The sequence below is a fragment of the Hymenobacter aerophilus DSM 13606 genome, assembly GCF_000382225.1.
In the GTDB taxonomy this organism is placed as follows: domain Bacteria; phylum Bacteroidota; class Bacteroidia; order Cytophagales; family Hymenobacteraceae; genus Hymenobacter; species Hymenobacter aerophilus.
The window spans coordinates 52,356-74,863 of record NZ_KB907805.1 but is presented as its reverse complement, the minus strand read 5'-3'; the positions used below and the strand labels follow the sequence as shown (position 1 = coordinate 74,863).

22 protein-coding genes and 2 tRNA genes are annotated in these 22,508 nt (G+C 62.0%); 13 read left to right on the top strand and 11 right to left on the bottom strand.

The features are described from left to right. The first annotated feature begins 264 nt into the window (after positions 1-264). A complete protein-coding gene (locus tag H145_RS22605; protein WP_019947254.1) occupies positions 265-843 on the top strand; it encodes a helix-turn-helix domain-containing protein in 579 nt (192 codons plus the stop codon). Positions 844-1,756: 913 nt separating this feature from the next. Continuing rightward, positions 1,757-1,927: a hypothetical protein gene (locus H145_RS0106100; protein WP_157541265.1), complete on the top strand. Its 171-nt coding sequence runs from the start codon at positions 1,757-1,759 to the stop codon at positions 1,925-1,927. Between the two features lie 94 nt (positions 1,928-2,021). On the opposite strand, the gene H145_RS0106095 is transcribed toward H145_RS0106100, so the two are convergent. Further along, positions 2,022-2,501, bottom strand: coding sequence for a hypothetical protein (locus H145_RS0106095; RefSeq protein WP_019947252.1), 480 nt, complete (start codon positions 2,499-2,501; stop codon positions 2,022-2,024). Positions 2,502-2,738: 237 nt separating this feature from the next. Then, positions 2,739-4,154, bottom strand: coding sequence for a DEAD/DEAH box helicase (locus H145_RS20185; protein WP_019947251.1), 1,416 nt, complete (start codon positions 4,152-4,154; stop codon positions 2,739-2,741). A 230-nt stretch (positions 4,155-4,384) separates the two neighbouring features. Here H145_RS20185 and H145_RS20180 point away from each other — a divergent pair, with 230 nt between their 5' ends. Further along, the gene (locus H145_RS20180; protein ID WP_019947250.1) at positions 4,385-4,897 is read left to right on the top strand and encodes an NUDIX hydrolase; all 513 of its coding nucleotides are present in this window, start codon (positions 4,385-4,387) and stop codon (positions 4,895-4,897) included. Positions 4,898-4,979: 82 nt separating this feature from the next. Here H145_RS20180 and H145_RS0106080 read toward each other — a convergent pair whose 3' ends face one another. Beyond that, on the bottom strand, positions 4,980-5,540 hold the full coding sequence (locus tag H145_RS0106080) for a hypothetical protein (RefSeq protein ID WP_019947249.1): 561 nt from the start codon (positions 5,538-5,540) through the stop codon (positions 4,980-4,982). A 206-nt stretch (positions 5,541-5,746) separates the two neighbouring features. On the opposite strand from H145_RS0106080, the gene H145_RS22600 reads away from it, so the two are divergent. Next, on the top strand, positions 5,747-7,801 hold the full coding sequence (locus H145_RS22600) for an OmpA family protein (RefSeq protein ID WP_026351297.1): 2,055 nt from the start codon (positions 5,747-5,749) through the stop codon (positions 7,799-7,801). Between the two features lie 17 nt (positions 7,802-7,818). Here the strand turns inward: H145_RS22600 and H145_RS0106070 are convergent, their stop codons facing one another. The 3 genes from H145_RS0106070 to H145_RS0106060 all read right to left on the bottom strand — a co-directional run bounded on the left by H145_RS0106070 (position 7,819) and on the right by H145_RS0106060 (position 9,259). Continuing rightward, complete coding sequence (locus H145_RS0106070; protein ID WP_019947247.1) at positions 7,819-8,409, bottom strand: TMEM175 family protein; 591 nt, start codon at positions 8,407-8,409, stop codon at positions 7,819-7,821. A 180-nt stretch (positions 8,410-8,589) separates the two neighbouring features. Further along, positions 8,590-8,874, bottom strand: a complete 285-nt coding sequence (locus tag H145_RS0106065; protein ID WP_019947246.1) for a hypothetical protein — start codon at positions 8,872-8,874, stop codon at positions 8,590-8,592. Positions 8,875-9,185: 311 nt separating this feature from the next. Further along, positions 9,186-9,259, bottom strand: a tRNA-Asp gene (locus H145_RS0106060). Positions 9,260-9,678: 419 nt separating this feature from the next. On the opposite strand from H145_RS0106060, the gene H145_RS0106055 reads away from it, so the two are divergent. After that, entirely contained in the window at positions 9,679-9,954 is a 276-nt protein-coding gene (locus tag H145_RS0106055) for a hypothetical protein (RefSeq protein ID WP_019947245.1), read from the top strand. Positions 9,955-10,013: 59 nt separating this feature from the next. On the opposite strand, the gene H145_RS0106050 is transcribed toward H145_RS0106055, so the two are convergent. Next, positions 10,014-10,087, bottom strand: a tRNA-Asp gene (locus tag H145_RS0106050). A gap of 246 nt (positions 10,088-10,333) precedes the next feature. Here H145_RS0106050 and H145_RS0106045 point away from each other — a divergent pair. The 5 genes from H145_RS0106045 (at position 10,334) to H145_RS0106025 (ending at position 14,613) form a co-directional block, all read left to right on the top strand. After that, the gene (locus H145_RS0106045) at positions 10,334-11,287 is read left to right on the top strand and encodes an acetyl-CoA carboxylase carboxyltransferase subunit alpha (protein WP_019947244.1); all 954 of its coding nucleotides are present in this window, start codon (positions 10,334-10,336) and stop codon (positions 11,285-11,287) included. A gap of 123 nt (positions 11,288-11,410) precedes the next feature. Further along, positions 11,411-12,259 (top strand): MBL fold metallo-hydrolase, encoded by an 849-nt coding sequence (locus tag H145_RS0106040; protein WP_019947243.1) that lies wholly within the window; start codon positions 11,411-11,413, stop codon positions 12,257-12,259. A 155-nt stretch (positions 12,260-12,414) separates the two neighbouring features. Next, complete coding sequence (locus tag H145_RS0106035; protein ID WP_019947242.1) at positions 12,415-13,242, top strand: patatin-like phospholipase family protein; 828 nt, start codon at positions 12,415-12,417, stop codon at positions 13,240-13,242. 94 nt (positions 13,243-13,336) lie between these two features. Continuing rightward, positions 13,337-13,906 (top strand): 1-acyl-sn-glycerol-3-phosphate acyltransferase, encoded by a 570-nt coding sequence (locus H145_RS0106030; protein WP_051102980.1) that lies wholly within the window; start codon positions 13,337-13,339, stop codon positions 13,904-13,906. Positions 13,907-13,980: 74 nt separating this feature from the next. Then, complete coding sequence (locus H145_RS0106025; RefSeq protein ID WP_157541262.1) at positions 13,981-14,613, top strand: hypothetical protein; 633 nt, start codon at positions 13,981-13,983, stop codon at positions 14,611-14,613. A 121-nt stretch (positions 14,614-14,734) separates the two neighbouring features. Here H145_RS0106025 and H145_RS0106020 read toward each other — a convergent pair whose 3' ends face one another. Next, entirely contained in the window at positions 14,735-15,406 is a 672-nt protein-coding gene (locus H145_RS0106020) for a DUF4159 domain-containing protein (protein ID WP_019947240.1), read from the bottom strand. Positions 15,407-15,577: 171 nt separating this feature from the next. On the opposite strand from H145_RS0106020, the gene H145_RS0106015 reads away from it, so the two are divergent. Beyond that, positions 15,578-17,008 (top strand): RtcB family protein, encoded by a 1,431-nt coding sequence (locus tag H145_RS0106015; protein ID WP_019947239.1) that lies wholly within the window; start codon positions 15,578-15,580, stop codon positions 17,006-17,008. A 31-nt stretch (positions 17,009-17,039) separates the two neighbouring features. Then, positions 17,040-17,486: a hypothetical protein gene (locus H145_RS0106010; RefSeq protein ID WP_019947238.1), complete on the top strand. Its 447-nt coding sequence runs from the start codon at positions 17,040-17,042 to the stop codon at positions 17,484-17,486. Here H145_RS0106010 and H145_RS0106005 read toward each other — a convergent pair. Next, positions 17,481-18,200, bottom strand: coding sequence for a 16S rRNA (uracil(1498)-N(3))-methyltransferase (locus H145_RS0106005; RefSeq protein ID WP_019947237.1), 720 nt, complete (start codon positions 18,198-18,200; stop codon positions 17,481-17,483). The two genes, H145_RS0106010 and H145_RS0106005, sit on opposite strands and share 6 nt — an antisense overlap. A gap of 146 nt (positions 18,201-18,346) precedes the next feature. On the opposite strand from H145_RS0106005, the gene H145_RS20170 reads away from it, so the two are divergent. Next, complete coding sequence (locus H145_RS20170) at positions 18,347-19,636, top strand: SDR family oxidoreductase (protein WP_019947236.1); 1,290 nt, start codon at positions 18,347-18,349, stop codon at positions 19,634-19,636. A gap of 131 nt (positions 19,637-19,767) precedes the next feature. On the opposite strand, the gene H145_RS0105995 is transcribed toward H145_RS20170, so the two are convergent. Together H145_RS0105995 and pckA are read right to left on the bottom strand one after the other, a co-directional pair. Then, a complete protein-coding gene (locus tag H145_RS0105995; RefSeq protein ID WP_019947235.1) occupies positions 19,768-20,553 on the bottom strand; it encodes a S1/P1 nuclease in 786 nt (261 codons plus the stop codon). A 167-nt stretch (positions 20,554-20,720) separates the two neighbouring features. Further along, the gene (gene pckA / locus H145_RS0105990) at positions 20,721-22,337 is read right to left on the bottom strand and encodes a phosphoenolpyruvate carboxykinase (ATP) (protein ID WP_019947234.1); all 1,617 of its coding nucleotides are present in this window, start codon (positions 22,335-22,337) and stop codon (positions 20,721-20,723) included. Positions 22,338-22,508: the final 171 nt, after the last annotated feature.

The following is a 22,508-nucleotide window of genomic DNA, read 5'->3' as shown; positions in this document are numbered from 1 at the left end:
GGCGTCTTGATCAAGCCAGTCTCTGCTCCATTCAGCTATCAGCACAACTGTGCGTTGCCCTCACTGATTACTTCCGCGGGGCGATAAAGGGTCGGATGTGGATTGGTAACACATGTTAACATTTACAGTAAAGTAATTCACGATGTTTACAAAAGACAATCAGCTATGCATTCTGTTAACAAGTGTCGAGGGGTCTTACTGTGGGTAGTGTGCCCCCGATAGGTTGTATTGTTTCCCTACATTTGTAAACCAGCTAAATGATCTATGCTCGACCGAATTCAGGAGTTGTTACGCGTACGGGAAATCAGCGCCTCGCAGTTTGCCGATGCTATTGGCGTGTCCCGGCCCGTAGTGAGCCATATCCTGAGTGGCCGCAACAAGCCCAGCCTGGAAGTGGTGCAGAAGATTATTGCCGCCTTTCCCGACCTCTCGCTAAACTGGCTGCTGAATGGAACCGGCCCAATGCTGGATCGTCCGGCAGCGCCAGCCGCTGAAAATGCGCCTGCTGCTCCCAAGCCAGCGGCTCTGCCCATACAGCCTGTGCAATCGGTTAGCCAGCCAGCCTCAGTAGCCCCGGTAGCCACGCCGGCGCCCGTTGTAGCTCCCGTTGCCCCCGTGGCCACTCCACAGCCTACGGCGCCGGCTGATCTGCCCGTAGAGGCACCTAAACCGGCCAGCCAGCCCCGCCCAGAGTCGTCTACCCCGGCAACTTCGCCTGCTCCGGCGCCCGCGGGGGCCGAGATGGCCTATGCGCTGGCGGAACCCGGCAAGCGCATCCGCCGCATCGTGCTCTTTTATCAGGACGGGACCTTCTCCGATTTCCAGCCCGAGTCCGGTTTGTAGCGGCCGGCACGGCTTCTTTGGCAACAGTAGCCCAACGCCTTTGTTGAGCCCCAATTAGCCTCAAGAGCAGGCTATGGAACCGGCTACTCTACAGCAGGTTACTGATGGGTGAATATGCGCGCAACACAACCCTTAGGGGCCTGGAGCTAGTAAGTACTCTTCCAGAGAGGCACCTCACTAAGTGGTCCTGCTAACAGGTTCGCCAACCCATACTTCTGGCGCTAATGCAATTTGTCAGTAAGCATATCTTGCCTGCGTACCCTATTATAAGCGGCCGCTGATTGATTGCTTATAGCAGTGCGGGTAAATGCTCTGGAATATTAGAAAAGTTTTATCATGAGGGCTGCTAACATAATTACTAGGACGTGCTTGATGAGCTGCAATACGGTTTGTTATTCAGTATTTTATGGCATGATGTATAAATTGCTAATAGAGGTTTGTGGCATTGGCAGGCTGGCTTCTCTGTATGCTTATTGCTACATCTCGACAACCGGCCAGACTGCTTCTTAGCTATTGTACGTTTTAGCCCCAAGTTGCTAATAGAGTTGTCGGATGCTGACGGGTGCAAAGTACCACTGCCGTCCCATCGGCCGGCGCTAATGAACTTAGCGAAGCAGTACTTATCCGGCTCCGCCACACGCGCCGCCAATATTGGCCGCGCTACTGCCACCTGATGACCGGTTACAGAGTAAATAAGTACTGGCTGAGCGTCCACGCTGGGCTCAGAAGCTGTTGCTAATTGTAAATTGATCCGTGTCTTCCTCCAACGCCCGGGTATGACAACGGCTCGGTTTACATCCGTTAAAAGGGTCGGCGGGCTTCCGAAAGGTGCAGTGGGTTGCTGAAGTATGTTGCGGAAAGCAGACGTATGGATGGACTTGCCCGGTTTGGCGCTGGTGCGTACCTTTGGGCTATGAAAAACCTACGTCTGCTCGTTCTCCTCGCCGCTGGCGCTTCCCTGATCCTGTCATCTTGCACCCAGGCACCCGATGCCAAAGAAGACCCTAATGCTGATGCCGCCTACAAGCGCAGCCACCGGCCGCAGGAGTATCGCGAGGCGCAGCGTAGCAACGTCAACTACTAATACACCTTCCGTTGCGGCGGAAATCAGGTTAAAATGAAAGCCCCGCCGGCAGTTGCCGGCGGGGCTTTTGTGCTTCTGCTGGTGCCAGCCGCCGCTAAGCTTCGGCCGTTACCAGCGCCGCACTCGGTACCAGGCTGGGCAGCTCAATAGTGGCCAGCAGTTCGGCCTCCAGCAGTCCGGCCCAGGTACGCAGGTAAAGTACCACATCGTCGCGCTGATTATGGCGCAGGGCATTGCGACGCTCAAACGGAATGGCCCCCCGGATAACCGGGTCGGAGAGGCGCTCCAGATGCGTGAGGTCGGCGCGGCTGAAGCCCAGAGCCAGCATCTCGTCGATGGTCGCGTCGATGGGCAGGCCGCTGGTGGGGCAGTAGTCAATCAGCTGCCGCTCCCAGTCGCCGTAGCGCTGCATGGCCCGGGTATGGATTTCGGCTTTCGTGAGCCGGGTAACGGTCTGGGCCAGGTGGCCGCAGTTGCAGCTGCCCATGTGGCCCCACTGGTAGGGGGCCTGGGTGGCGAGGCGCTGGGCCGTGTCGCGCAGGGCCTGAATGACGGGAAGAGTGCGTTGAGCCATAATCGAAACCAGAGTAAAAGGGCCCGAAGGCGGGTGATAGACGCATTAGTAAGCTGCCAGCCAGCCGTTTTGTTTGCCAACCCTTCGCATAAAATGCCTGGCCGCGCCAACCGGCCGCGAACCGCTACTACGCACAAAACCCCACCGCCACCCGCCAGGCGGGAAACGATGGGGATTCGATATTAAAAGCTGGGCAGCTGCCGGGCCGAAGCCGTAACAGCTGCAGCGGTGCCGAGCCTACCGGCTGCCACCCCGGCCCCGACCGCCACCACCGCGCGACGAACCGCCGCCGCTGGCGGGGTTACGCTGGCTTTCGCCGCGGCCGGCCTGGCTGCTGGTCTGGCTGCGCGGGCTGCTCTCGGTGCGGCCACCGCCCGAGCGCTGGCCCTCGCGGCCCCGGCCGCCACCTGCCTGACCGCCTTCCCGACCCGGCCGGGCCGGCCGCCCGGCCGGACCCTTGGGGCGCTTGATGGGCGGCCCGCCGGTCAGCGGAACCGGCTGCACGGCGGCCGTGGCGTAGGGGTGGCTCTGCACCACCGGCACCTGCCGGCGGATGAGCTTCTGAATATCCTGCAAATAAGCGCGCTCCTCATCCTCGCAGAAGGACAAAGCCGTGCCGTCGGCGCCGGCGCGGCCGGTGCGGCCGATGCGGTGCACGTAGGTTTCGGGCTCGTTCGGAATTTCGTAGTTGATGACGTGCGTCAGCTCGTCCACGTCGATGCCGCGGGCGGCAATATCGGTGGCCACCAGCACGCGGGTCGAGCCGGCCTTGAAGTTGGAAAGGGCCCGTTGGCGGTGGTTCTGGCTCTTGTTGCCGTGAATGGCTTCGGCCGGAATGTTGGCCTTGGCCAGCGTTTTCACCACCTTATCGGCGCCATGCTTGGTGCGCGTGAACACCAGCACCCGCCGGATATTCTTGTCCTGCAGCACGTGTTCGAGCAGGTCGGCCTTGTCGTTTTTCTCGACCATGTACACGGCCTGCGTAACGGTTTCGGCGGTGCTCGAAACGGGCGTTACGGCCACCTTCACGGGGTTGGGCCGCAGAATGCTGCCGGCCAGCTCCTGAATCTGGCCCGGCATGGTAGCCGAGAAGAACAGCGTCTGGCGGCTGGCGGGCAGCTTGGGCAGAATGCGCTTGATGTCGTGGATGAAGCCCATGTCGAGCATACGGTCGGCCTCATCAAGCACGAAAACCTCAATCTGGCGCAGGTCAATAAAGCCCTGGTTCATCAGGTCGAGCAGGCGGCCGGGCGTGGCAATCAGTACCTCAACGCCCCGCTTGAGCACCTGCACCTGCGGATGCTGGCCCACGCCGCCGAAAATAACGGTGGAGCGCAGCTTGGGCAGATGCCGGCCGTACGATTTAAAGCTTTCCCCGATCTGGATGGCCAGCTCGCGGGTAGGCGTGAGCACCAGGCAACGAATGCGGCCGGGCGCGTGGCGCTCCACCTGGGCCGTCTGGTGCAGAATCTGAAGAATGGGAACGGTAAAGGCGGCCGTTTTGCCGGTGCCGGTCTGGGCAATGCCCAGCAGGTCGTGGCCTTCCAGCACCTGCGGAATGGCCTGCTCCTGAATCGGGGTAGGGGTAGTGTAACCTTCCTCGTGCAGGGCACGGAGGATAGGCTCAATCAGGTTGAGTTCGTCGAACGACATCTAGTAAAAAAAAGCAGCCGCCAGCCGGCGGCGAAAATGACTCGGGAATATATCCGCCGGCAAAGGTCGGGCTTTTTAACTTACAGCGCCGATAAAGGCGTATAAGCCGATAAAGGCGTATAATAGGCCATAAGCAGGCGAGCCGGCGCGGCATCGGGCGTCCGGCCGCTGCGCCGGCTCGCCGCAAATAACCGGCCACCTTTTCTTAACCCTTTGATTCAACGTAACTCATGCGCATTATCTACCGCAAAACTGCCTACGACGGCCACTACAAACTCAGCCAATTACAGGTCCAGGACGGTGAGAAGGTGCTTAAGCGCGAACGATTCGAGCCGGGCACGGCCGTAGCGGCGCTGGTGCGCCATACTGGCAGCGGGCAGTACCTGCTGGCCCGGCAGTACCGGGTGGGCGCCGAAAAAGAACTGCTGGAGCTGGCCGCCGGCATGGTAGACGAGGGCGAGGAGCCGGCTACGGCCATGCGCCGCGAAATCCAGGAGGAGCTGGGCTACGAGGTCGACCACCTGGAGCAGATTGCGCGCGTGTTTCCCTCGCCCGGCAACAGCGCCGAAATTATTACCGTCTTCTATGCCGAAGTCAGCCGGCAATCGGGTCCCGGTGGGGGGCTGGCTTCGGAAGACGAGCGGATTGAGACGGTGAAATTTTCGGCCGACGAATTATTTGCCGCCGATTTTGAAGACGCCAAAACCCTTATTGCCGTGCAGTGGGCCCGGCTGCGCAAATAGAGCTATTTCAACCTGTGCCAAATGTATAAAGCTCGTAATTCAATCAAATTACGGGCTTTATACATTTGATGAAGTATTTAGTTTACTGTGCCTTGATGATGTATTCGAAGTTCTGCCGGGTTTTGGCGTCGTTGATGGTCAGGAAGACATCCTGCTCGCCGGCTACTTTAACAAATGGGATAGTGCGGGTGCTCATGTACAGGTCGCGGTTCCAGAAACGGCCCTGGCCGCCGGTCAGCTCGGGCAGGTTGAGCAGCTCCTCGCCGGCTTTGTTTTTGGCCAGTAAGCTCAGGTAGGCGGGGTCGGCGTTTTTGGCGCCCCGGCGGTACATTGTAACCGTTAGTTGGCCCCCGGCCGGCAGTTGCGTCAGGCGGCGCTGGTAGGTGGTGTCGGCCCAGCTGTTGATGCGCTTGAGCTCGTTGATCTGGGCCAACAGGTCGGTGTAGGGTAGGTAAGCTACGCGGGTCACGCAGGCATCTACCTCGGCATCTTCGTCGGTATTTTTGGTAACATTGAATACGTAGGTGCTCTCATCGTCTTTTTTCGGAAACGTATACTTCTTACGAGGCTTGCCGGCCATGTACTGCGCCGAGGCCGCCAGCGTGCTGGTAAGCAGGAGAGAGAGGAGAAAATATTTTTTCATATGGGTAAACGTGGAAATGCAACTATTCGGTGAGTCTGCCCGCAAAGATAACCAATAAACACGCCCCCGGCCGGGCCCGATCAGGCCATTGAACCTGCCCGCCCGCATCTTCCCGAAACGTTCTGAATTCTTCATTGCGGGCTTTGGCAGCCAGCGCCACGTCGGCGTGGAAAGCAACATCGGTTTGGGCTGCCTATTTTTGGGCAATGACGTGGTTCGGGTTTTCGACTTGGGGAAAGATTTGGCTGCCGCTGCTACCGTTGCTGTTGCTACTGGCGGCCGCGCCCGGCCCGGCGCGGGCCCAGACCCCGGCCGCCGCGGGCCAGACTTACACCGACGGCCGCGGTGGCTACCAGCTCGGCTACCCGGCCGGCTGGCAGGTGATGCCCGGCGAAAACCACCGCACCACCTTCTATGTAGGGCCCGAGTGGGAGACTTCGCCGGCTAGGGCAACCATCAGCCTGCACCCGCTGCCCGACAACCGCAAAGACCTGAACCTGCTGCAGGCTGGCCAGCTCGACTCGGTGTGGCGCTATGTAACCGGCCTGCCCCGCGCCCGGGTGTACCGCCTCGAAGAGCGCGACGAAGACCGGTTTCAGGAGCTGCGCTACGATTACGCCTTCGATGAGGCGGCCAGCCCGGTTGCCAACGGCCGGCCGGCGCGCACGCGGGTGCTGGGCCGGCGGCTCTGGCGCGAGGGCTACGAGTACCGCCTCGAATACCGTGGCCCCGACGGAGCCGACCCGTACCGCGCCGCTGCCCAGCAGCTGCTGGCCTCGCTGCGGCTCGTGAGCCCCGGCCCGCCCAGCCGCCGCCCGCCCCCGCCGCCGCCCCAAGGCTGCGACGACAAGTTCTACGGCATTGCGGCCCTGCGCATCAACAACGACATCTGGGAAGACGACTGCCGCACAATCCACGAGTTTTCCAGCCTCGACCCGGCCCAGCCGCCCGTTATCCATCGGCGGGTGCTGCCGTTCCAGTCGTACGCCCTGGCCAAAGGCTTCGACAACTGCCTGTACGCCGTCACGAAGGCGCCCACCAACGCCCCCGAGCTCGTGTACCGCTACAACCCCGCCACCCGCCGGGGCGAGTACACCAGCTGGCAGCTGCCGGCGCAGGGTTCGGGCGGCGTCTGGATTTCGGGCGGCACCGACGACCGGGGCGACCTGTACTTCAGCACCGCCGATGGCAACCTGCTGGTGCGCGTGCAGCCGGCCAGCGGCAAGGTCAGCACCGTCTGGAGCCAGGACCCGTTGCGGCGGGCCAGCTACTTCAGGGCCCTGGGCTTTGCCGGGGCCGGCACGCACGCCAACTTCTGCTTCGATGCCCGCCGCACCATTTATCAGGTGTACAGCACCGACGGCTCGCTGCTGCGCATCAACGTAGACAGCCGCCTGCCGGCCCCCGATATGCTGCCCCTCGATGGCCTGCCCGAACGCGGCGGCTACAGCGGTATTCTGCTGCAGAACGACGAATTTGGCAACCGGCGGCTGTTTCTGGCCGGACCCAAGGCGATATATCAGGTCGATCTGCAAACCCGCGAAGTGGCCCGCATCCGCCGGGGCGTCTACACCGACCTGGCCGGCTGCAACCTGTTCCGCAAGGCCGCTACCGATGAGCCGCCGCTGGCCCCGGCCCTGGTGCGGGCGCCGTGGCGGGGCCGGGTGCTCGATGCCACAACGCTGGAGCCGCTGCCCCGCGCCGGCCTGCGCCTGCGCCCGGTTACGGTGTCGGCCCGCGCCGATACGGCCCTGGCCCTCACGGCCGGCGGCGTGTTTGTTTTCCCGGCCCGCCCCGGCTTCCTGTACGCCACCCAGCTGCGCCTGCCCGGCTACGTGCCGCTCGATACCACCTTTGCCGCCGCCTCTGCCGGCGCCTACGCCCAGGATGTGCTGCTGCGGCCGCTGGGGGTGGGCTCGACGCTGGAGCTGGAAAACGTGCAGTTCTCGCGCGGCCAGGGCGAGCTGCTCACCACCTCGTTTCCGGCCCTCGATTCGCTGGCCACGCTGCTGCTGGCCTCGCCCGGCCTCACCATCGAGCTGCGCGGCCACACCGATAACGTGGGCGACCCGCAGAAAAACGTGGAGCTGAGCCAGCGCCGGGTGGCCGCCGTGAAGGCCTACCTGGTGAAGCGCGGCGTGGCGCCCGAGCGCATCAGCGGCGTGGGCCTGGGCGGGGCCGAGCCGCGGGCCAGCAACGCCCAGGAAAACACCCGCCGCCTCAACCGCCGCGTCGAGTTCCGGGTAACGGGGCTGCGGTAGGCGAGGGCAACCCCTGGTCAATCCTTACCTGCGGCTTCCTCCAGGCTGCGCCCAATACGCGTATCGGGCACCAGCCACAGCAGCGCCACCGCCACGTAAATCAGGCCCGCCAGCCAGGTGTGCCAGAAGCTGGCCCCAATGCCCAGCGCGTAGAGCAGGGGCGAAATTTTTCCCTTCCAGTCGGAACCCAGGGCGCGGGCCAGCCGCGAATCGGGGCCTTGAACGCGGATGAGAGTGGTTTTCAGCAGGAAATACGCCAGCGCCGCCATCAGCAGCACGAAGCCGTAACTGGCCATGGGCAGCGGAGCGAAGTTGTTTTCGCCCATCCAGCCCGTAGAAAAAGGAATCAGCGAGAGCCAGAACAACAGGTGCGAGTTGGCCCACAGCACGCTGCCGCTGATGCGGTTGGCGCTACCCAGCATCAGGTGGTGGTTGTTCCAGTAGATGCCCACGTACACGAAGCTCAGCACGTAGCTCAGAAATACCGGCACCAAGGGACGCAACGCGGCCCAGTCGGTGCCGTGCGGCACCTTGATTTCCAGCACCATAATCGTGATGATGATGGCCAGCACCCCATCACTGAAGGCTTCGAGTCTTCCCTTGGTCATAAAAGCAGTCGGCCGGTTTTTGAAGTCGGGAAGTTAAAGAGGGAAAGCAGATTCTGCCAGAGCAGAAGGGGCGAACGGTCGGCAACCGCAATCAGATAGATCGACCCAAAAAAGCCGCCCTTCCCGCGCTGGTACGGAAAGGGCGGCTTTTTTTGGATGCCGGAAACCAACTATCCGGGGCTAGTTGCTGGCGCCGATAGTGGTGTTGCGCGAGCGGCGCGGGGCCTTTTGCTCGGTTTTCTTGCGCTTGCGCCAGAACTGGAACCAGCGCTGACGGTAGCGCACGGTACGTTTCATGCGGGCTTTGCGGCCTCCTTTTTTATAGGTGCGGTAGTTGGGGCGGTGCACGTACACCTTGCCGCGCATCTTGGCGCGGGCGGCCGGGCCGGGAGGAGCGGCCAGCGCCGGGCTGATGTCGGCCAGGCCCATCACCAGCAGCATGAAAAAGAGGAGAAAACGAGTCATAAGAAAAAAGTAAAGCCGCAAAAGCCACACGAAGGTAAGCAGGCCGTAGGCAAGTATTCAGCCAAAAACAGAATCCTGCAGCAAAAATCGAATTTTAGTTCCCCGGCCCCTTCTCTAATACCGTGCTACGGAATGGGCGGCTGGCGGCAGCGAGTAGCAGTACGGGTAATTACGGCCTATTGATAGGCGGGGAAAGTAGAAGCGGAGTGCCCGAACCTACAGGCAGTAACGGAGCCGGGGCCGCGCCGCTTAGCAGACAGAGGCTCTAGGAAAAGCAAAAGGCCCTCCAGCGTGCTGCTGAAGGGCCTTTGCGGTCCGGACGGGACTCGAACCCGCGACCTCCGCCGTGACAGGGCGGCATTCTAACCAACTGAACTACCGAACCAGGCAACCATCCGGGGCGGGCCGTGTGCCTTTCCCTTTTGATGATGCAAATATAGCGGAGTGAATTCGACTCCGGCAAGCCCTCGGCAATAAAAAACTGCCTTCTAGGGCCGCTAGGGAAGATTTTTGATGGATATAACTCTGTCTGTAAACAGGATAGCCGTCAAAAAAAACTTGTCGTGGCTGCGCTGAAACCAACTGCATCGCCAGCAGGTGCGTAACAGTTGGGTAAACGACGCAGCCGTAGCGCCAGCGTTTATGGGTAGTAGGGCCCTGGCGTTTCAGCCGTATGCATTCAACTACTACGAATCCTAAAGGACGCTTTACAGGCCTTTACCAGACCGCCATTCGGGCAAAGCAGCGGCAGTGGGAGTGAGTGCCACGGGCTGCATTTGCCATTCATTACAAACCAGAGCTACTATGCAAAACAAAGCCCCCATCGCCTCCCGCCACTCCATGCTGGTGCAGCTGCTTGTGCTGCTGCCAGTCGGTTGCCTGCTGGTGCCCGTGCACTTTAGCCCTGATGGAGCCGATGCGTACGCCGATAAACGCCTGCTGTTTATTTATGGGCTGTTGCCGGCGCTGCTTTATTACGCCGCGCCATATCTGTATCCCGACAACCAGCGCAAGTCGCTTGTAGCGGCGGTAACCCTGTTTATGAGTTTTGTAATAAGCATGTCGATGCTGACAGCCTGATAAAGCGGGCAAGCCGGGAAAAGCAAAAGGCCCTCCAGCGTGGAGCTGAAGGGCCTTTGCGGTCCGGACGGGACTCGAACCCGCGACCTCCGCCGTGACAGGGCGGCATTCTAACCAACTGAACTACCGAACCAGGTTGTTCTATTTCGCGGCTCAGGGAGCGTTGAAGTGGTGCAAAAGTAGTTGGCCGCCGGCACGTGCGCAAGAACCATCGCGAAAAAACCGAAAAATTGTGCCCGGGGCGGCGTGGTAGCCTGTTAGTCAGCCAGAAAGATTTTACTGTCGCCCGGCACAGGATAGTGCGGGTCGGAATCGGCCCCGTCGCTTACCTTTGCTATCTTCCGTTTTCCTCTCGCACCTACCAAAACCCGCCTTTGCCGTGGCTCAGCTCCTCGATTTTGAACAACCCATTGCCGCCCTCGAAGGCAAGCTCCGCGAAATGCAACAACTGGCCCTCGACAGCCAGGTAGATGTATCGGCCGCGGTAACGGCCCTCGAAGTCAAAATCAATGACCTCAAGAAAGACACCTATAAGAACCTGACCCGCTGGCAGCGCGTGCAGCTCTCGCGCCACCCCGGCCGCCCCTACACCTTCGACTACATTCTGGGCATGAGCCAGAAGTTTGTGGAGCTGCACGGCGACCGGACCGTGCGCGACGACAAGGCCATGGTGGGCGGTTTCGCCGAAATCGACGGCCGCACCGTGATGCTTATCGGCCAGCAGAAGGGCCGCAATACCAAGGACCGGCAGTTTCGCAACTTCGGCATGCCCAACCCCGAGGGCTACCGCAAGGCCCTGCGCCTGATGAAGCTGGCCGAGAAGTTCAACGTGCCCATCGTCACGCTGATTGACACGCCCGGCGCGTTTCCGGGCCTCGAGGCCGAGGAGCGGGGGCAGGGCGAGGCCATTGCCCGCAACCTGCGCGAAATGTTCCTGCTCAAAGTGCCCGTTATCTGCGTCATCATCGGCGAAGGCGCTTCGGGCGGGGCCCTGGGCATTGCCATCGGCGACCGGGTGCTGATGCTGGAAAACACCTGGTACTCGGTGATTTCGCCCGAATCGTGCAGCAGCATTCTGTGGCGCTCCTGGGATTACAAGGAGCAGGCCGCCGAGGCCCTCAAGCTCACGGCCACCGACATGCTGGGCAACAAGCTCGTCGATGGCATCGTGGCCGAGCCCCTGGGCGGCGCCCACACCGACGCGCCCGCCATGATTGAAACCCTGAAAAATACCATCCTGCGCACGCTGGCCGAACTCGACGCCCTCTCGCCCGCAGACCGCATCAGCCAGCGCATCGACAAGTTCTCCGATATGGGCGTGGTGCTGGAATAAGTATTTGTCAAGCTGTTAGCTTAAAGCTGCTAGCTGATAGCTCCCACGAAGCGGAAGTACTGTCAGCTAATGTCAGACGAAAAAAGCTAACAGCTATCAGCCACAAGCTAACCGCTTACAAATATGACTGTTCATACCCTCGATACCGGCTTGTTTAAACTCGATGGCGGGGCCATGTTTGGGGTCGTGCCCAAAAGCATGTGGCAGAAGCTCAACCCGGCCGACGACCACAACATGTGCACTTGGGCCCTGCGTTGCCTGCTGGTGGAATATGCGGGCCGGCTGCTGCTCATCGACACCGGCATCGGCGATAAGCAGGACGAGAAGTTTCGCGGCCACTTCTACCTGCACGGCGACGACACGCTCGAAAAGTCGTTGCGCCGCCACGGCTACACCGCCGCCGATATCACCGACGTGCTGCTCACGCACCTGCACTTCGACCACTGCGGCGGGGCCGTGGTGCGCACCGCCGGCGGCCACTTGCAGGCCGCTTTCCCCAACGCCACCTACTGGAGCAACGAGGACCACTGGAACTGGGCCACCCACCCCAACCCGCGCGAGAAAGCCAGCTTTCTGAAGGAGAACATCCTGCCCATTCAGGAAAGCGGCCAGCTGCGCTTCATCGACCCGCAGGCCGGCGTCCCGCAAGAGCTTGGCAGCCTCCGGGACCTGCTTTTCGTGGATGGCCACACCGAGAAAATGATGCTGCCGCAGCTGGCTTACAAAGACCGCACGCTGGTTTTTGCCGCCGACCTGCTGCCCAGCGCCCACCACGTGGGCCTGCCCTACGTGATGAGCTACGACGTGCGCCCGCTGGTAACGATGGACGAAAAAGCCCGCATCCTTGAGCAGGCCGCCGCCGAAAACTGGGTGCTGGTGCTGGAACACGACCACCAGACCGAGTGCATCACGGTCGAGCAAACCGAGCGCGGCATCAAAGTAGCCGAGCGGTTCCGGCTGGATGAATTGTAGGGAATCTGGACAGAGTATAGGTAAGAGAAAAGAACGTCATCCAGAGCGCAGCGAAGAATCTCGCGGGCCAACATTGCAATGGTAATCTAACACCAGCACGCGAGATTCTTCGCTGCGCTCTGAATGACGTTCTACTTCCAGTTTTCCACCATTCCATGCCGCAAAATGTCCTTGGTTTAGCGCTTTCCGGGGGCGGGGCGCGGGGCATTGCGCACCTGGGCGTACTGGCGGCGCTCGATGAGCTGGCCTTGCCGATAGGGCGGCTGGCGGGCGTGTCGTCGGGGGCCATTGCGGCTACGTTTTACGCCGCCGGGGTGCCGCCGCGCGAGATTATGCAGCTGCTGCAGGGCGTCAGCATTCCGCGCCTGACGCGGGTGGCGCTCAGCCGCTATGGCCTGCTGCACATGGACGCGGTGGGGCGGCTGTTCGAGCAACACCTGGGCGCGGGGGCCACCTTCGAGCAGCTGCGGTTGCCCGTTACGCTGGTGGCTACCGATATTGAGGCGGGCGAGTCGGTGCGGTTTTCGAGCGGGCCGCTGGTGCCGCCGCTGCTGGCCTCGTCGGCTGTGCCCATTCTGTACCGGCCGGTGCAGTACCAGGGGCGGCAGCTGGTAGATGGCGGCTTGCTGAACAACCTGCCCGTGGAGGCGCTGCTGGCGGCTGAGCACCCGGGCCTGCGCGTGGTGGGCGTGCACTGCAACCCGCCCAACCCGGCCGCGCAGGTGACCAATATGCGCGGGCTGGTCGAGCGTACGCTCAACCTGGCCATTGCCGGCAACACGGTGCTCAGCAAGCAGCGCTGCCACCTGCTGCTGGAGCCGCCCGAGCTGCGGCCCTACCGCACCATGAGCTTCCGGCAAGCCGCCGAAATATTCGACATTGGCTACCGCTACACCCTGGCGCAGGCCCCGCAGCTGGTGGCGCTGCTCGAAAACGAGCTACCCGGCCAGCCAACGCCCGCTACCCGCACAGCGGGTAGTTAGGCGCCATTGCTGCTTCGCCGCGGCAAATCCGCTAGCTTTGAATGCCGGTAGCCCGCGGGCGGCATCGTACTTTCTGTTTTTCCTGTTTTCGCTTATGGCGCGTCGGACTTCTACTTTCTGGTATCTGTTTTCGAAGTTCTGGTTCTGGATTACCGGCTGGAAGCTGGGCTCGGTGGTGCCGCCCAACATCAAGCACGCCATGATGATTGCCGCCCCGCACACCAGCAACTGGGACTTCATGTACGCCCGGGCCGCCTTCTTTCTGATGGATGTCGACGTGAAAGTGACCATCAAAAAGGAGTGGACCACCATTCCGGTGCTCGGCGCGCTGGTGCGCAGCCTGGGCGGCCTGGCCGTCGACCGCAGCCGCAACAACAGCCTCGTCGATGGCATGGTGCAGCTGTTCAAGCAGCGCGACGAACTGGTTATCCTCATCACCCCGGAAGGCACCCGCAGCTACCAGCCCAAGTGGCGCAAGGGCTTTTACCACGCCGCCGTGGGGGCGGGCGTGCCCATTCTGCTCGGCTACCTCGACTACAAAAACAAGGAAGCCGGCGTGGGCCCCGCGTTCTGGCCCACCGGCGACTACGAGAAGGACGTGGAGGAAATCAAGGCCTTCTACCGCACCAAAGCGGGCCGCTTCCCCGAAAAAGGCGTACGTTAGGGTGGCCGCTGGCACAGTGTCGTGGCGCAAGCAGCCGCTTTCTGCCGTGGCCCCGCGAACCTTACATTTCTCGCATGGAAGACTTTAAAGGACTTATCTGGATAATAGGAGCGGTAGTCTTCTTTATCTGGCGGATGGTGCAGAAAGTGGCCGAGAAGGCCAAGGAAGCCCAGCAGCGCGCGCAGCAGGCCGAGGGCCCGCGCCCGCCCGGCAGCGCCGCGGCCCCCCGGCCTGCCCCGCCGGTACCCGCCGTGTCGTTTGAGGAGCTGCTGGCCCAGATGCAGCGCCAGAACCAGCAGTCGCAGGCGCCCGTCCCGCCAGCGCCGCCATTGGCCGAGCGCAACCCGCCCCGCGAGTGGGAGCAGCGCCAGCAGCAGTGGGATGAGGAGCAACGCAACGAGCCGCAACCCATACCCGACCGCCCCGAGCCCGTCGGCCGCTTTGCCCGTCCCGAGAAAACCGAAGTCGAGCTGTACTCCCAGGAGCTACCCACGGCCGAGGCCCGCTCGCTCGAAGCGCCCAAGCGGGCTTTGCGCCGCGGCTCGGCCCTGCCCCGTACCAGCACCCAACACGGCCAGGAAGATTTCTGGAGCCAGAAGAAAATTTCGCCCAAACAAACCCGCCGCACCGTCAACGAGCTGCTACAAAACCCCGCCGACATTCGCGCCGCCTTCGTACTAAGCGAGATTTTCCAGCGGCGGTACTAGCGGTGATTTGGTGAAATGGTGAAATGGTGAGTTTGACGTTTAAAAGCCCTGATTGCACAAGCGGCGCAATCAGGGCTTTTAAACATCAAACTCACCACCTCACCACCTCACCATCTCACCGCTAGTCCTGCGTGAGGGCGTAGGCAACCAGGTTGGCGCCCATTTTGAGGGCGGCTTCGTGGGTGGCGGGGGTGTCTTCGGGGTAGGTGCCCAGGTCTTCCCAGCCGTTGCCCAGGTCGCACTCGAAGCTGTAGAAGCACACCAGCCGGCCCTTGTAGAGCATCCCGAAGCCCTGGGGGCGCTGGCCGTCGTGCTCATGGATTTTGGGCAGGCCCCGCGGGAACTGGAATTTCTGGTGGTAGATGGGGTGGGTGAAGGGCAACTCCACGAACTCCAGATCGGGAAACACCTTCTTCATCTCGGGCCGGATAAACTTGTCGAGCCCGTAATTATCATCAATGTGCAGAAAGCCGCCCCCAATAAGGTAGCGGCGCAGGTTGCGGGCGTCGGTGTCGGAGAACGTGACGTTGCCGTGGCCGGTCAGGTGTACGAAGGGGTAGGTGAGCAGCTCGGGCGAATCGAGCTCCACGGTGGCCTCGGCGGGCGCAATGTTGGTGCCCAGCGTCTGGTTGCAGAAGCGGATGAGGTTGGGCAGGCTGGTTTTGTTGGCGTACCAGTCGCCGCCGCCGCCGTAGTGCAGCTTGGCGATGCGGAAGCTGGGGGCCGGGGCCACCGGCGCGGCGGCCGTGAGCGAGAAGAGCAGCAGGAAAATCAGGAGAAGTTGCTTGGGCATAGCAGCAGTTGAAGCAGGGCAGGGGCGCCACCAAAACAAAGTAACGGAGAACCGGGAAAGTTCGGCCCAGCGGTTCCTGCCGCCGGCCTAGCCCGCCCAGAACAGGCGCTGGTTATGCTTTAATTCGTTTTCTTGCCAATTGAACGTATAGCAATCCATTACTACAAGCAGATGATAACGGGCAAAAATTTACTGGATAGAGGATTACCCCCGGGCAAGTGGTTCAAGGAAGCGCTGGAGCACATCAACGCCCACGAACTGGAAGGCGAGGCCCTGGAGGCTTACCTCGATACTGTGAAGCCTGCGCCCACTATTCCGCTGCTGGCGCAACCGGTGCCGTTTCACGAGAATATCAGCGCCGACACGCCCATTGAGCAGGCCAACATCGATTATGTGCGGCAGTCGATGCAGCGGCTGATGCGCACGCCCACGGTGGTAGCGGGCGCCATCATGCCCGATGCCTGCCCGGCCGGTCCGCTGGGCACCATTCCGGTGGGCGGCATCGTGGTGGCCCGCAACGCCATCCATCCCGGCATGCACTCGGCCGATATCTGCTGCTCGGTGCTGCTGACCAACCTCGGCCAAGCCGACCCCAAGCAGGTGCTGGATGTGGCCCAGCAGCTGACGCACTTCGGGCCCGGCGGCCGGCCCGAAGGCCGGCAGTTCGCGCTGCCCGCCGAAATCGAGGCCGAATTCCGTGACAATTCCTACCTCAACTCCCGGCGCAGCCTGAGCATGGCCCGCGAGCACCTGGGCACCCAGGGCGATGGCAACCACTTCCTATACGTGGGCGTATCGCGCAACACCGGCGACACCGTGCTCGTCACCCACCACGGCTCGCGCGGGCCGGGGGCGCTGCTCTATAAGCAGGGCATGAAGGTGGCCGAAAACTTCCGCAAGGCCATTTCGCCCGAAACCGACCCCCACAACGCCTGGATTCCCGCCGAGTCGGAGGAGGGGCAGCGGTACTGGGCCGCGCTGCAAACCATCCGCAAGTGGACCAAGCAAAACCACCTCTGCCTGCACGAGGCCGTGGTGGCCGAGTTAGGCGCCACGGTGCAGCAGCGCTACTGGAACGAGCACAACTTCGTATTCCGCGACGACGAGCTGTACTACCACGCCAAGGGCGCCACCCCCATGGACCCCAAGTTCATGCCCGACATTACCGGCCCGCGCATCATCCCGCTCAACATGGCCCAGCCCATCCTCATCGTGGAGGGCTCGACCACCGAAACCAACCTGGGTTTCGCGCCCCACGGGGCCGGCCGCAACCTGAGCCGCACCGGCCACAAGCGCAGCAAGCTGGGCCAGACCAAGGAGGAACTCTTCGCCGAGGAAACCCAGGGCATTGATGCCCGCTTCTTCTTCAACCAGATTGACATTTCGGAGCTGCCCAGCGCCTACAAAAACGCCGAGCAGGTGCAGCAGCAAATCGTGGACTTCGACCTGGCCACCATCGTGGACGAAATCCGGCCCTACGGCTGCCTGATGGCCGGCGACTGGGAGCAAGACGCGCCCTGGCGCAAGAAAAAGCTGGCCAAGCAGGCTGCCCGGCTAGCCGCCGCCAACTCCCAGGCCGATAGTTCGGCGCTGGTGGAATAAGGTTGTTAAACCAAGTGTCTCAGCTGCGAAAGTGAGTGGCAAACTGACAATCCATTTCGGGGCGCCGAAGCATGGCTGGCTACCGGTCAGTCTGCAGGCAGAGGATTTTGAATTGCAGTTTGAAGCGTCAGATGTCCCGGTCAATCCAATAGAGGAGCTATGTAGTGCGTTGATTCTAGCCCTGCAAGGAGCAGGGGCAAAAACAAGCTGGCATTTGGAGCCGGAATGGTACCACTTCAGCTTCGCTTCTGATAATGAACTGGTCACTCTCCATATTACTGAGCAGCAGGGTTACGCGGCTAGGCATACCAAAATAATCTGCCTGAGAGGTAGCATTGAGTCAATAGTACTGCCGTTTTATCGCGCTCTGAAAGGCTTCACCCCGCCTAACAGCGAACCAGACTGGCCTACTGTTGACGCCGCAAAATTGAAGAAGCTCACTAAGCTGGTGAAGGAATGGAAAACCAGCCGCTCATAAACCGGCCAGCTCCCGCGCCACGTGCACGGTGTGCACGGCGGCCAGGGCGGCCGTTTCGGTACGCAGGCGCGAGTCGCCCAGCGTAACGGCCCGGATTCCTAGGGCGAAGGCAGCGGTAATTTCGGCGGGCGTAAAGTCGCCTTCGGGGCCGATGAGGATGGTGCAGCCGGTGGGGGCGGCGGCCACGTGGCTCAGTGGGGTCCGTTCGCCGTCTTCGAGGTGGGCAATGAAGGTGGTGGTGGGCTCCACGGTGGGCAGGAAATCGGCCAGATTCATCAGCTCCGACAGGCGCGGCAGCCAGGCTTGGCCCGACTGCTTGAGGGCGCTGACGGCTATTTTCTCCAGCCGCTCCAGCTTCAGCTCGCGCCGCTCCGAGCGGGCGCAGCGCAGAAACGTAATCCTATCGACTCCAATTTCGGTGGCCTTTTCGACCAGCCACTCCATGCGGTCGAGGTTTTTGGTGGGCGCCACGGCCAGGTGCATGGGGGCGGGGCGGGGCGGAATGTGCGTGTGGGCACTAATGTGCAGGGCGCACCGCTTGGGGTTGGCATCGGCTACGGCGGCCTCAAACATGTCGCCCCGGCCGTTTATCAGCACTACGGGCGCCCCGTCGGCCAAGCGCAGCACCCGCACGGCGTGCTTGCTTTCGTCTTCGGGCAGGGTGTAGCCGGTAGCGTCGGGGGCGAGGTCGGGGGCGAAAAAAGTGTGGGGCATAGCGCAAAGGTAGGGCCGCGGCCGGCGGTTTGAGCTGGTAGCCGGGACCCGGCTGCGGGAGGCAGGATAACGGCGCGCCGGTTTTTCGCGTAAACCGGCCATATCCATCCCGCCCCTCTGCGGGCCCCTACTAATCAGTTAGTCAGATGAAAACCAAGCTCAAAAAACTTTCCGACCAAACCATCGTCATTACCGGCGCCTCGTCGGGCATCGGCCTCGTAACGGCCCGGCAGGCCGCCAAAGCCGGCGCCAAGCTCGTGCTGGCCGCCCGCAGCGAATCGGCCCTGCGCGAACTCACCGACGAACTCAGCCAGAAAGGCTGCGAAGTTATCTACGTAGTGGCCGACGTCAGCAAGCAGGACGATGTGAAGCGCATTGCCCGCGAGGCCCGGCAGAAGTTCGGCTCCTTCGATACGTGGGTGAACAACGCCGGCGTGTCGATGTACGGCAAAGTGGTCAACGAATCCATCGATGACATGCGCCAGCTGTTCGAAACCAACTTCTGGGGCCTGGTGTACGGCTCGCTCGAAGCCACCGAACACCTGCGCCACCGCGGCGGCGCGCTCATCAACGTGGGCAGCGTGCTGTCGGACGTAACTGCTATTCTGCAAACCATGTACAGCGCCAGCAAGCACGCCGTGAAGGGCTTTACCGACGGCTTGCGCATGGAGCTGGAAATGGAAGATGCCCCCGTTTCGGTTACGCTGATTCAGCCGGCCGCCATCGACACGCCCTACCCGCTGAACGCCAAGAACTACCTCGACAAAGTGCCCCAGCACGCCCCGCCCGCCTACGCCCCCGAAACGGTGGCCGAGGCCATCCTGAAGTCGGCCACCTCGCCCCAGCGCAATCTTGAGGTGGGCGGCGCCAGCAAGATGTTCAAGGGCATGGAAGAGTGGACCCCGGCGCTGCTCGACAAGTTCATGGAAAACGCCTTCGCACCCATGTCGAAGTCGGATAAGCAGGACCACCGCAACCGCCCCAGCGGCCTCTACGAGGGCGCGGGCCAGCTCAAGGAGCGCGGCAACTACCCCGGCCGCACCCGCGAAATCAGCACCTACACCAAGGCCCGGCTGCACCCGGCCGCCACGGCGGCCATCGTGGCCGGCACCGGCCTGGCGGTAGCGGCCATCGTGAATGCGTTTGGCGGCAAGGAAACCGAAGCCAGCAAAAACCAGGGCAGCAAGCCGAAAGCGGCCGGCAAAGGCAAAAGCAAGTCCTCCGACTCAGCTACCAACAAGAGTAGCGAGAACAGTGGGAGTGACAAGAAGCCAGCCGCCGCAAAAAGCGCCGATAACGTGCAGGACACCGGCAAAGGCGCCAACGGCGACGGCCGCGCCCCCCGCGCCGGTTCGGCTGAAGCCACGCCCAGCGACGTTCGTGGCCCGGTGGCCGACAAAGCCAAGCAGGATAAAAAATCGGAAGGCAAAAGCTAACCGGCAAGCAATTCCCATCTAAGCAGAAAAGCCCGTTCGGTAAGTACCGAACGGGCTTTTCTGTCTGAAAACGAATCGTGCCTGGTATCAAATCCAGGTTGGGGCAAGTACCCGCTAACAACTCCGAGACTCTATCCCAGGATGTTGTTCAGCACGCCGGCCAGGCGGACGCCGGCTTCCTCGATGCGCTGACGCAGCAACTGGTAGTGGGCCGGGAAGTAGTCGAACCGGATTTCGGTGCCGGTGGGGCTGAGCGGGTAGAGCAGTTCGGAAGCCTGGTACGACTCCCAGAGCCACTCGGCGGGCGGGGCGGCCTGCATGCGGCGCACAGCGGCGCGCGACACGCCGCAGTCATACTGACGGGCCATTTCGGTGTAGGTCAGGCCCTGGTAGTCGAGCAGGCCCGAGTCCCAGAGGCTGTGCAGGTTGGTGTCGCGGCCCCGGAACTTGAGCTTGATGTCGTTGCCGCCCTTGTCTTCGGCGTGGCCCGTGTGCATGGGCTGGTGGATGTCGCCCACGATGTGGATGACGTATTTGAGCGCGTCGCGGCGCTGGGCCGGCGTCTTGCTCTTGTCGGCCAGCAGCGCCATCTGGGTTTGCAGCGCCGTGTAGGCGTTGGGGCTGGTCTGGGTGCGGATGGCCGTCAGGTACTGGGCGTGGTCGAGGCCGGAGGGGGTATTCACGTAGTGCCAGGGGCCGGTGTCCTTGCCTTCGGGGTAGTAGCGGATTTCGTCGGGCCAAGTGCTAACCAGCGTCATGCTCTCGGGGCCCAGCAGTTGCTGCACCTGCTGGCGGGCGCGGCGCGAGAGGTGGTGCTCGGCAATTTTGGCAATGGCCCGGTGGCCGTCGGCGCCCCAGGCCCACAGGCTCAGCGGCGAAAGAAGCAACAGCAGCAGCGGAAGCAGAAGTTTACGCATTCGGGAAGAATATATGAGTGACGAACAAGGACGCAAAAGTAGCGCAAGGAAACGCAGCGAAGTGCGCAACGGCCCGAAAACCTTTCTGCCCATCTTTCCGCCCCACAAAAACCGCCCCGCCGGCACAAGGCCAGCGGGGCGGTTTCATAAGGGAGCACCTGTGGCGTTTAGGCGCCAGCCGTTACTTCGGCTTTCGGCGCGCCGGCCAGGATTTCCTCGTTGGCGTAGTCGGCGTACTTGCCGAAGTTCTTCACGAACTTCTCGGCCAGCGAAGAGGCCGTTTTGTCGTACTCCTCCTTGCTGCTCCAGGTGTTGCGCGGGTCCAGAATTTCGGTGGGCACGCCGGGCACGGAGGCGGGCACTTCCACGCCGAAAATCGGGTGCTTGGTGAATTTTACGTCGTTCAGCTCGCCGTTGAGGGCCGCCGTAATCATGGCGCGTGTGTAGGGCAGCTTCATGCGCGAGCCGGTGCCGTACGAGCCACCGGTCCAGCCCGTGTTGATGAGCCACACGTTCACGTCGGGATTCTCGTCCATCTTCTGGCCCAGCATCTCGGCGTACTTGGTGGGGTGCAGCGGCAGGAACACGGCGCCGAAGCAGGCCGAGAAAGTCGTCTGCGGCTCGGTGATGCCCATCTCCGTGCCGGCCACCTTGGCGGTGTAACCCGACATAAAGTGGTACATGGCGTGGCTCTTGTCGAGCTTGCTGATGGGAGGCAGCACCCCGAAGGCGTCGGCCGTCAGGAAGAAGATGTTCTTGGGCGCGTCGGCCACCGAGGGCTCGATGGCGTTGTTGATGTAGTTGATGGGGTAGGCCGTGCGCGTGTTCTCGGTTACGCTCTTGTTGGCGTAGTCCACGGTGTGGGTGCCGGGGATGAAGCGCGTGTTCTCCACAATCGAACCGAACTTGATGGCGTCCCAGATCTGGGGCTCCTTCTCCTGGCTCAGGTCGATTACCTTGGCGTAGCAGCCGCCTTCAAAGTTGAAGATGCCGGCGTCGGGCGTCCAGCCGTGCTCGTCGTCGCCGATGAGGCCGCGGTTGGGGTCGGCCGAGAGGGTGGTTTTGCCCGTGCCCGAGAGGCCGAAGAATACGGCCGTGTCGCCATCGGCGCCCACGTTGGCCGAGCAGTGCATGCTGAGCGTGTTGTGCTCGTGGGGCAGCAGGTAGTTGAGCACGCCGAAAATGCCCTTCTTCATCTCGCCGGCGTAGGCCGTGCCGCCAATCAGAATCATCTTCTTGGTGAAGTTGATGATGGCAAAGTTCTTCTGGCGGGTGCCGTCGGTGGCCGGGTCGGCCTCGAAGCCGGGGGCACAGATGATGCTGAAGTCGGGCGTCCAGCTGGTGTCAGCACCCTCGGCAGGGCGCAGGAACATGTTGTAGCAGAACAGGTTGTGCCAGGCCATTTCGTTTACTACGCGCAGCTTCAGCTCGTAGTCGGGGTTGGCGCCGGCGTAGGCGTCGCGCACGAAAATCTCCTTGTCTTCCAGGTACTTCACCATCTTCTGGTGCAGCTGGTCGAACTTATCGGCGTCGAAGGGAATGTTGATGTCACCCCACCACACGCTGTCGGCGGTGTTGGCGTCCTTCACCACGAACCGGTCTTTGGGCGAGCGGCCGGTGAACGTGCCGGTGTCGGCCATCAGGGCGCCGTTGTCGGTGAGCGTACCCTCGTTGCGGCGCAGGGCTTCTTCGACCAGAGCGGCGGGCGAGAGGTTGAGGTGCACCTGGGCAGCGGTGGAAATACCCAGAGGGGCAAGGCGAGCGTTGGCGGCAGAATCTAGCATAGGGGGCCGAAAACGGGTGGGGGTTGGGTGGAAAAATCGGTGGGAATACAGGGGCAAAAGTAGCGAAAAAGCTGGCGAAAATCCGGGAAAAGCCAAAATGATAGCGAAATTTCGCCGGTAAACCCAGCCCTTCCGCAAGGCTTCGGCCGGCTACGGCCGCTTTCGGGCGGT

Coding starts and splice junctions, on each gene's coding strand:
- H145_RS22605 (WP_019947254.1), top strand. CDS start 265: ATGCTCGACCGAATTCAGGAGTTGTTACGCGTACGGGAAATCAGCGCC.
- H145_RS0106100 (WP_157541265.1), top strand. CDS start 1,757: ATGAAAAACCTACGTCTGCTCGTTCTCCTCGCCGCTGGCGCTTCCCTG.
- H145_RS0106095 (WP_019947252.1), bottom strand. CDS start 2,501: ATGGCTCAACGCACTCTTCCCGTCATTCAGGCCCTGCGCGACACGGCC.
- H145_RS20185 (WP_019947251.1), bottom strand. CDS start 4,154: ATGTCGTTCGACGAACTCAACCTGATTGAGCCTATCCTCCGTGCCCTG.
- H145_RS20180 (WP_019947250.1), top strand. CDS start 4,385: ATGCGCATTATCTACCGCAAAACTGCCTACGACGGCCACTACAAACTC.
- H145_RS0106080 (WP_019947249.1), bottom strand. CDS start 5,540: ATGAAAAAATATTTTCTCCTCTCTCTCCTGCTTACCAGCACGCTGGCG.
- H145_RS22600 (WP_026351297.1), top strand. CDS start 5,747: ATGACGTGGTTCGGGTTTTCGACTTGGGGAAAGATTTGGCTGCCGCTG.
- H145_RS0106070 (WP_019947247.1), bottom strand. CDS start 8,409: ATGACCAAGGGAAGACTCGAAGCCTTCAGTGATGGGGTGCTGGCCATC.
- H145_RS0106065 (WP_019947246.1), bottom strand. CDS start 8,874: ATGACTCGTTTTCTCCTCTTTTTCATGCTGCTGGTGATGGGCCTGGCC.
- H145_RS0106055 (WP_019947245.1), top strand. CDS start 9,679: ATGCAAAACAAAGCCCCCATCGCCTCCCGCCACTCCATGCTGGTGCAG.
- H145_RS0106040 (WP_019947243.1), top strand. CDS start 11,411: ATGACTGTTCATACCCTCGATACCGGCTTGTTTAAACTCGATGGCGGG.
- H145_RS0106035 (WP_019947242.1), top strand. CDS start 12,415: ATGCCGCAAAATGTCCTTGGTTTAGCGCTTTCCGGGGGCGGGGCGCGG.
- H145_RS0106030 (WP_051102980.1), top strand. CDS start 13,337: ATGGCGCGTCGGACTTCTACTTTCTGGTATCTGTTTTCGAAGTTCTGG.
- H145_RS0106025 (WP_157541262.1), top strand. CDS start 13,981: ATGGAAGACTTTAAAGGACTTATCTGGATAATAGGAGCGGTAGTCTTC.
- H145_RS0106020 (WP_019947240.1), bottom strand. CDS start 15,406: ATGCCCAAGCAACTTCTCCTGATTTTCCTGCTGCTCTTCTCGCTCACG.
- H145_RS0106015 (WP_019947239.1), top strand. CDS start 15,578: ATGATAACGGGCAAAAATTTACTGGATAGAGGATTACCCCCGGGCAAG.
- H145_RS0106005 (WP_019947237.1), bottom strand. CDS start 18,200: ATGCCCCACACTTTTTTCGCCCCCGACCTCGCCCCCGACGCTACCGGC.
- H145_RS20170 (WP_019947236.1), top strand. CDS start 18,347: ATGAAAACCAAGCTCAAAAAACTTTCCGACCAAACCATCGTCATTACC.
- H145_RS0105995 (WP_019947235.1), bottom strand. CDS start 20,553: ATGCGTAAACTTCTGCTTCCGCTGCTGCTGTTGCTTCTTTCGCCGCTG.
- pckA (WP_019947234.1), bottom strand. CDS start 22,337: ATGCTAGATTCTGCCGCCAACGCTCGCCTTGCCCCTCTGGGTATTTCC.